This window comes from Hymenobacter rubripertinctus (assembly GCF_003583925.1).
GTDB lineage: Bacteria > Bacteroidota > Bacteroidia > Cytophagales > Hymenobacteraceae > Hymenobacter > Hymenobacter rubripertinctus.
Window position 1 is genome coordinate 1 of sequence record NZ_QYCN01000083.1, and the last position, 6,154, is coordinate 6,154.

3 protein-coding genes are annotated in these 6,154 nt (G+C 64.9%); all 3 read right to left on the minus strand.

All coding sequences use genetic code 11. The annotated features are described in order from the left end of the window. On the minus strand, positions 1–3,126 hold a 3,126-nt coding region (locus D0T11_RS21500; protein WP_317127282.1), incomplete at its 3' end, for an amino acid adenylation domain-containing protein. After that, a complete protein-coding gene (locus D0T11_RS21505) occupies positions 3,123–4,697 on the minus strand; it encodes a condensation domain-containing protein (protein WP_119657858.1) in 1,575 nt (524 codons plus the stop codon). The genes D0T11_RS21500 and D0T11_RS21505, both read right to left, overlap by 4 nt. Further along, positions 4,694–6,154 (minus strand): non-ribosomal peptide synthetase (locus D0T11_RS21510; RefSeq protein WP_147374790.1); only part of this gene is annotated, 1,461 nt, incomplete at its 5' end. The genes D0T11_RS21510 and D0T11_RS21505, both read right to left, overlap by 4 nt.

The following is a 6,154-nucleotide window of genomic DNA, read 5'->3' on the forward strand; positions in this document are numbered from 1 at the left end:
GCTCAGACCTTTGAAGGTAAGGTCGACGGGGGTGAGCTGGGCGGGCTGCTCGCCGGCCAGCTCGTCGAGCAAGGCCGCCAGCTCCCCGGCCCAGGCCGCCACCAACGCCTGCATGGTGACCGCCGAGAAGCGGCCCGCGTCGTAGCTGAGCAGCAAGCTCAGCTGCCCGCCCACCACCAGGCCCGAGACGTCGAGCAGGCTTGTGCGCCCGTGCTGCGGACTCACCTCCCGGCCCGTGCCCTGCTCGCCGAAGGCAAACAGCGCCGGCCCCGACTCCACGCCGACCCCACTGCCGACTCCACTGCCGACTCCACTGCCGAAGTCGCCCAGGTAGTTGAACGTTATCTGCGGGGCCGGGCCGGCTGCCTGCCCGCCCAGGTAGCGCAGCACCCCGTAGCCCAGGCCCTTGTTGGGCACCCGGTGCAGGGTCTCCTTCACCTCGATCAGCTGCCGCAGCCGCTGCTGCGGCCCATAGTCCAGCGCCAGCACCACCGGATACGTCGTCGTAAACCAACCCACTGTCCGGCTCACGTCCAGCCCGGCCTCGTCCAGCGCCTCGCGCCCATGCCCTTCCAGCTGCACCCGCACCGTGGACACGCCCAGCGTGGCCCCCAGCGCCAGGCCCAGGCCCGTAAGCAGCACATCGTTGATGTCGGTGTGGTAGGCCGCGTAACTCTGCGTCAGCAACCGCTGCGTGAGCGCCGCCGACAAGGTCTGCGAGGCCATGCCTCCGCTGCCCGGCGCATGCCCCGCCACCACCTCGACGGGCAGCGCGGGCACCACCCGGGCCGCCACTTGCCCCCAGTAGGGCGCTTCCCGGGCCAGCACCGCGCTGCCAGCGTAGGCCTGCTGCTGCTGCTGCCAGTACTGAAACGAGTCCGTCTTGGCCGGCAAGCTCAGCGCCAGCCCCTGCCGGTACTGCCCGTAGAGCGTGCTCAGGTCTTCGAACAGGATGCGCCACGATACCCCGTCGATGACCAGGTGGTGGCAGACCAGCAGCAGCCGGTCCTGCTCCCCGGCCGGGTCGCGGAACAGCGCGGCCTGTAGCAAGGGACCCGTGCCCAGGTCCAGGCTGGCCTGGATCCGGGTGCAGGCCGCCTCAAACGTGTCCGCCGCGTAGCTCAGCACCTGCCAGCCGTAGCCCTGCTGCTTGCCCAGGTTCTGCTGCTGCCACTGCCCCGTCGACGCGTCCTGCGCGAAAACCATGCGCAAGGCATCGTGGTGCAGCACCAGTTGCTCGAGGCTGGCGCGCAGCCCCTTCTCCACCACCGGCCCCGTGCTCAGCAGCAGGACCGACTGGTTGAAGTGGTGCGCCTCGGCCAGGCCCAGCTCAAAGAACCAGTGCTGGATCGGACCCAGCGGCACGCCACCCGTCACCAGCCCCTGCGCACTCAGGCGCGTGACGGGCTGCACCCGCCCGGCCAGGGCCGCGATGCGCGGGTGCAGCAAAATATCCTGGATGGCCACCGCGTAGCCCCGCTGGCGCAGGCGCGAGACGATCTGGATCGACTTGATCGAGTCCCCGCCCAGGGCGAAGAAGTCCTCCTCGATGCCGATGGGCGCACGCGCCAGCACCTGCTCGTACACGCTCACCAGCAGGGCCTCTACTTCCGTACGCGCCGCCTGGTAGGCCACGCCCGTGCCCAGGCTCTGCGCCGCCGGGTCGGGTAGCTCGCGCACGGCCACCTTGCCGTGGGCCGTGCGCGGCAGCTCCGCCAGGGCCACGAACCGCGCCGGCACGGCGTGGGCCGGCAGCCGCTGGCCCAGGTATGCCTGCAACTCGCCCGCGCTCAACTCGGCCCCACTCAACTCGCCCCCACTCAGCTCGCCCCCACTCAGCTCGCCCGCCTCCGGCGCAGCCACGAAGTAGGCCACCAGCGCCAGGGCGCTGCCCTCGCCCGCCCCGGGCCGGGCCACGACCACCGCTTCCTGGACCTGCCCGTGCGTGAGCAGCGCCCGCTCCACTTCCCCCAGCTCCAGGCGGTAGCCCCGGATCTTGACCTGGCTGTCGCTTCGGCCCAGAAACTCCAGCGTCCCGTCGGACTGCCAGCGGGCTACGTCCCCGGTGCGGTAGAGCCGCTGGCCCGCCGCATAGGGATGGGCCACGAACTTTTCCGCCGTCAGCCCGGGCTGGTGCAAATAGCCCCGGGCCAGGCCCGGACCGGCCACGCACAGCTCGCCGGCCACGCCCACGGGCACCAGCCGCCGGGCCGCGTCGAGCACCAGCACCTGCCCCCCGGCGATGGGCCGGCCGATGGTAGCCCGCACGGGCTGGCCCCGCTCGTAGGCGTGCACCGTGCTCCAGACCGTGGCCTCGGTCGGGCCGTACTCGTTAAATAAAGTGCAGGCCTGCAGCGCCGGCGCCTGCTGGTGACGGGCCACCAGCGGCAGCGGGCAGGCCTCGCCGGCCACAATCACCTGCCGCAACTGGTTGGGCCGCTCGCCCAACTCGGCCAGCAGCAGTTGGTAGTACGAGGGCACCGTGAGCAGGTGCGTCACCTGCTGGGCCAGCGCCCAGCCGGCCAGCGCGGCCACCTGGCCCAGGGCCGCCGCCGTGGGCAGGCACACCGTGCCGCCCGCGCAGAGCGTGCCGAACAGGCCGGCCACCGAGCTGTCGAAGGCCGGCGAGGAGAGCAGCAAAAAGGCCTCCACACCCGAATAGGTGGCCAGCCGCGCCCGGGTCGAGTGCAGCAAACTGCCGTGCTCCACCACCACGCCCTTGGGCTCCCCCGTCGAGCCCGAGGTATAAATCACGTACGCCGGGCTGCCCGCCCCCAGGGCGGGCTCCAGCACAGGGGCACTGGTGGGCGTGTCCAGCTCGTCGAGCTGCACGTCCAGGGCAAAGAGCGGCCCGGCGTAGTCGCCCAGCTCGAACAGGTACTCGGTCTGCGTCAGCACCAGCACCGGGGCGGCATCGGCCAGCAGATACGCCCGCCGGGCGGCCGGGTACTCCGGGTCCAGCGGCACGTACGCCCCGCCGGCCTTGAGAATGCCCCACAGCCCCACCACCAGCGCCGTCCCCCGGTCGGCCAGCAGCCCCACCAGCTGGCCCGGCTGAAGCCCGTAGTCGCGCCGCAGGGCGTGAGCCAGCTGATTGGCCCGCGACTCCAGCTCGCCATAGCTCAGCCCACCCTCCGCTCCCCCACACTCAGGTAATTTAACTCACCAACCGGCATTTGTGGGTGGGAGACGATAGCAGCCAGCAGCTGTTCCAGGTGCTGGCTTAAGCGGATGATGGTTTCCGGCCCGTACACATCGGGGTTGTAGAGAATACCTGTCAGCAGCTCGTCACCCTGTTCCGCGAAATTGAACACAATATCGAACCGGCTGGTTTGCAGCTGGTCATCGGTGTAGGCACTCGCTTTCAGGTCGCCGAGTTGGGTGGCGGCTCCGGCGGCCTGGCCCTGGCCGTGGCCCAGGGTTACTTGCACGTCGAAGAGTGGATTGCGGCTCATATCGCGCTGCAGCCGCAGGGCTTCCACCAGCTCGCCGAACGGATAAATCTGGTGCTCATAGGCCCCCAGCGTCACCTGCTTTACGTGGTCGAGCAGCGTTGCGAAGCTGTCCTCGTGCTTGAAGCGGCTGCGGAAGGCCAGCGTATTCACATAGAACCCGATCTGGTCTTCCAAATCGGCGTGGGCCCGGCCGGCAATGGGGCTGCCAATAATGATATCGTCCTGGCCGGTGTAGCGGTAGAGCAGCGCGTTGACGGCGGCCAGCAACCCCATAAACAGCGTGGCTCCCTGCTGCTGGCACAGTGTCTTCAGGCCGCTGGTAAGCTCCGCGCCGAGCCGGCCGCTGATGTCGGCCCCGCTGTAGGTTTTCACGGCGGGCCGAGGCTTGTCGGAGGGCAGCGCCAGGATTGGCAGCTCGCCCTCGAACTGCTTCAGCCAATAGTCTTTGTGGGCCTGTAGAGAGTCGCCTTGCAACTGTTGCTGCTGCCAAGCCGTGTAGTCTTTGTACTGAATGCGCAAAGGAGCCACGGGCGGGGTCTGTCCCGTGGTATAGGAATTGTAAAACAGCAGAAGCTCCTTCATCAGGATATCCATCGACCAGCCGTCGCTGATGATGTGGTGCAGCACGTAGCTGAACACCCATTTGTGGTCTTCGACCTGGAGTAGATGGGTACGCAGCAGCGGACCATGGGCCAAGTCGAAAGGCGTCAGGGCATGTTCTTGCACCAGAGCGTTTACTTGCTGCTGCTGGTCGGCGGCGTTCCGCAGGTCGTCGCAGGGCACGGCTACCGGCACGCTGGCGCCGGGCAGAATCACCTGACGAATCTCGCCTTCGGCATTTTCCCGAAATACCGTTCGCAGGTTTTCGTGACGCTCAATGATGGCCTGCAGGGCGGCAGAAAAGGCCAGGTAATCTAGGTTGCCCTCAAATATATGTACCCCAGGAATGTTGTAGCCAATGTTGGCCTGCTCGAACTGGCTAACAATCCAGAGCATTTTCTGCGACGACGACAAGGCGTAATCATCAGCCAGGGGGACGACCGGTATAGTGGCCTGGAACGACTCGGCGAAGGCAGCCTTATCGTGCCCCGACAGAAAGTGCAGCAACTCGTCTTTTCGGGCCCTTATCTCGCTGATCACCTCTGGATTGGGCGTAGTATTCTTGGCAAATATTTTGAGCTTGCCATCTACTATCTCCAGTAGAATATCGTTTTCCTTTATCCTGCTCAATAACTGCTTCATAGTTCTATCTCTATTAAGGCTTCTTTGTTCTGCTTATGGGTGTTCTGACTGAGGATGAAATCAATATGACTGGCTAGATTTTCAATAGTGGGTTCGGCAAATACATCCTGAATGCCGATGCGCACTTGGAACGCGGTGTTGATGCGGGAGAGCAGTTGCATAATTTTCAGACTATGACCGCCCAGCTCGAAGAAGTCGTCGCGCACCCCAATTTTTTCCCGGCCTAGCAACTCTTCCCATATAAGTATCAATCTATTTTCTAAATCGTTACGGGCAGGCACATATTCGGCACTGCCGCTTAGGCGGCTACTTTCGGGGTCGGGTAGCCGCTTCCGGTCTATTTTGCCGCTCGGCGTGAGCGGCCACTGAGCCACTGACACAAAGTGGTTGGGCAGCATGTAGGCCGGCAGTCTCTCGCTCAGCCCCGCCCGGATATTGGCTATGACCAATTCGGCGGCCGACAACAGATATGCCACCAGCTCCAGCTCTCCTGTCAAGGAGCTTCGGGCCAGCACCACGGCCGCGTCGATGTGTTCGAGCTGCTGAAGGGCAGCTTCTATTTCGCCCAGTTCGATGCGCAGGCCGCGCACCTTCACCTGCATGTCGTTGCGGCCCAGATATTCAATATTACCATCGGCCAGCCAGCGGCCCAGGTCGCCGCTGCGATATATCCGCTCCCCGGCCCGGAATGGATTGGCCACGAACTTCTCGGCCGTCAGCTCGGGCTGGTTCAGGTAGCCACGGGCCAGACCATCGCCGCCGATGCAGATTTCGCCAGCTACGCCCAGCGGCAGTAGCTCGTTTCGGGGTCCCACGATATAGAGCTGGGTGTTCCAGATGGGCCGGCCGATGGGAATGGTGGTGTCGTGCGGGGAGGTGGCGAAATAGGTCACATCCACGGAGGCTTCGGTGGGGCCGTAGAGGTTATGCACCGGCGTATCGAGCCGGGCGTACCATTTCCGGATGGTTTTCAGAGGCAGGGCTTCGCCGCTGGTAAACACCTTCCGCAGGCTGGCCAAGCGTTCAGCTACGCGGTTATCTTGGAATAGCTCAGCCATGAAAACTGATAACAGGCTAGGCACGAAGTGCAGGCAGGTTACGCCATGCCGCTCGATGAGGGCGGCAATCCGCTCGGGCGAAGTCACGTCCTCTTTTTGGCAAAGCACCATGGGCACCCCCCAGCAGAGCGGCAGGAATAGCTCCCATACCGACACGTCGAAGGAGTAGGTGGTTTTCTGCAGAATCACATCCTGGGAGCTGAACCCGTAGTGGTGCCACATCCAATCGATGCGGTTGACGACGCCCCGGTGCTGCAACATGCATCCTTTGGGGTTTCCGGTGGAGCCGGAGGTATAGATGACGTAGGCCAGATCGGTGGCGTGGTTCACCAGCACGGGGTTCTGCTCGCTGTACTGCCCGGCCTGCTCATCAAAAACGGTCAACGCCGCCTCATCCAG